The organism is Achromobacter maghribensis, assembly GCF_057334215.1.
The window spans coordinates 10278-12367 of the sequence record NZ_JBHFII010000034.1; the positions used below are offsets into that span (position 1 = coordinate 10278).

At 64.1% G+C, this 2090-nt stretch carries 3 protein-coding genes; all 3 read left to right on the plus strand.

Going from position 1 to position 2090, the window contains the following annotated elements; all coding sequences use genetic code 11:
- Positions 1-288: DUF3426 domain-containing protein (locus ACE039_RS13675; protein ID WP_485822609.1), on the plus strand; the 288-nt coding region annotated here is incomplete at its 5' end.
- Positions 289-300: 12 nt separating this feature from the next.
- The gene (locus ACE039_RS13680) at positions 301-1242 is read left to right on the plus strand and encodes a carbohydrate kinase family protein (RefSeq protein WP_105559335.1); all 942 of its coding nucleotides are present in this window, start codon (positions 301-303) and stop codon (positions 1240-1242) included.
- Between the two features lie 204 nt (positions 1243-1446).
- Entirely contained in the window at positions 1447-1950 is a 504-nt protein-coding gene (locus ACE039_RS13685) for an outer membrane lipoprotein (RefSeq protein WP_054427255.1), read from the plus strand.
- The last annotated feature ends 140 nt before the right edge of the window (positions 1951-2090 follow it).

The following is a 2090-nucleotide window of genomic DNA, read 5'->3' on the forward strand; positions in this document are numbered from 1 at the left end:
CCGCCGCCGGGCGCCGCCGCGATCGACGACGGCCGCAGCCGCCTGGTGTTGAACCTGGTGCTGCGCAACCGCTACGACAAGCCGCAGCATTGGCCGGCCCTGGTGCTGGATCTGACCGATTTGTCGGATACGGTGGTCGTGCGCAAAGTGCTGATGCCCGAAAACTACCTGACGCCCGATCAGTTGAGCGGCCCGTTCGGCCCGGCTGGCGAGCTCAAGATCTCAGTGCCCATTGAAGTGACTGGCGTGCAGGTCAATGGCTACCAACTCGATAAGTTCTTTCCTTAAAGGATGACAAGCATGGCAACCCCCGTTCTGGTTTGCGGCTCGATGGCGTTCGACACGATCGCGGTGTTCGAAGGCCGTTTCAAAGAGCACATTCTTGCTGACCGCATCCAATCGCTCAGCGTGTCGTTCCTGGTGCCCAGCATGCGCAAGGAATATGGCGGTTGCTCGGGCAACATCGCCTACAACATGAACTTGCTGGGCGGCAAACCCGTGCCGGTGGCGACCGTGGGCGAAGACGCCGGCGAATACATGGAACGCCTGTCGGGCCTGGGCATCGACACCAGCCGCGTCAAGGTCATGCCCGGCACCTTCACCGCGCAATGCTTCATCACGACCGATCTGGACGACAACCAGATCACTGCCTTCCATCCGGGCGCCATGTCGTTTGCTGCCGAAAACGACCTGAGCGATGCGGATGCGGCCTGGGCCATCGTGGCGCCGGACGCCAAGGAAGGCATGTTCGCGCACGCCGAACGCCTGCACCGCCGCGGCATCCCGTTCATTTTCGACCTGGGGCAAGCCATGCCCTTGTTTGACGGCGCCGACCTGGACCGCATGCTCAAGCTGGCGCAGGCGTTGACCGTCAACGATTACGAAGCAGGTATCGTCGAGCAGCGCACGGGCCGCAGCGTGGCCGATATCGCCGCCACGCTGCAAGCCGTGGTGGTGACGCGCGGCGCCGAAGGTGCAACGCTGTACACCGGCGGCAAGACCGTCCAGATCGCACCGGTGCGGGCCTCGCAAGTCGTCGACCCGACGGGTTGCGGCGACGCGCAGCGCGGCGGCCTGCTCTATGGCCTGACCAGCGGCTGGAACTGGGAAGACAGCTGCCGCCTGGGCAACGTCATGGGCGCGATCAAGATCGCGTCGCGTGGCCCGCAGAATCACGCGCCGTCGCGCGCGGATATCGACGCCGTGCTGCACGCGACCTACGGCATCCATCTGCCTGCCTGATTCCCTTTGCTCCTTGGGAACCGCGATGCGGCGGAATGGTCGAACCCGCATCGTGTTTCCGCAGGCGGCTGGGTGCCGCCGTGATCTAAACGCTGTTTTCGGCCTTTGGCTGTGAGTTTCAGTGTGTTGCAGCCGCGGGTGCCGCTTGTTCGGGGCAGAGTATTATGATCAACAGTCGTCGGTAGTGCCGATCGAGGAGTCCAAATGAACCAAAGCAAATCTCTTTCCCTGGTGACGCCGCGTACTGGCCGGTGGTTGGCCATCGCAGCCGTCGTGACGTCGATGGCTGTCCTGGGCGGTTGCGCGAATCGCAGCGCATCCAGCGGCGTGTACAGCTACGATCAGGCCCAGCGTGAGCAAATCGTTCGCACGGGCACGGTCACGGGCGTGCGCCCGATCGTGATCCAGAACGACAAATCCAGCGGTGTCGGCATGTTGGCCGGCGGCGCATTGGGTGGCGTGGCAGGCAACGCCATCGGTGGCGGCACGGGCCGCACCATCGCCACGGTCGGCGGCGCGATTCTTGGCGCCCTGGCGGGTAACGCGGTCGAGAACCGCGTCGGCACGAATTCCGGCTACGAAATTACCGTGCGCCTGGATAACGGCGAAACCCGCGTAGTCGCTCAAGAGGCGGATGTGCCCGTCAGCGTGGGCCAGCGCGTCCAGGTGATCAGCGGCTCCGGTCCCACCCGCGTCACGCCGATGTAATCGGCAAGCCCTGTTTGCGAAAAACCCGCGCAAGCGGGTTTTTTTTGCCCGCAGGCGGCATGCGGTGGTCCATTCAACACGCCGCTGTTTTTGCCAGAAAATCCAGGCGGTAATAGCGGGGGCAGGGGGGAAGCGGGGCC

Coding starts and splice junctions, on each gene's coding strand:
- ACE039_RS13680 (WP_105559335.1), top strand. CDS start 301: ATGGCAACCCCCGTTCTGGTTTGCGGCTCGATGGCGTTCGACACGATC.
- ACE039_RS13685 (WP_054427255.1), top strand. CDS start 1,447: ATGAACCAAAGCAAATCTCTTTCCCTGGTGACGCCGCGTACTGGCCGG.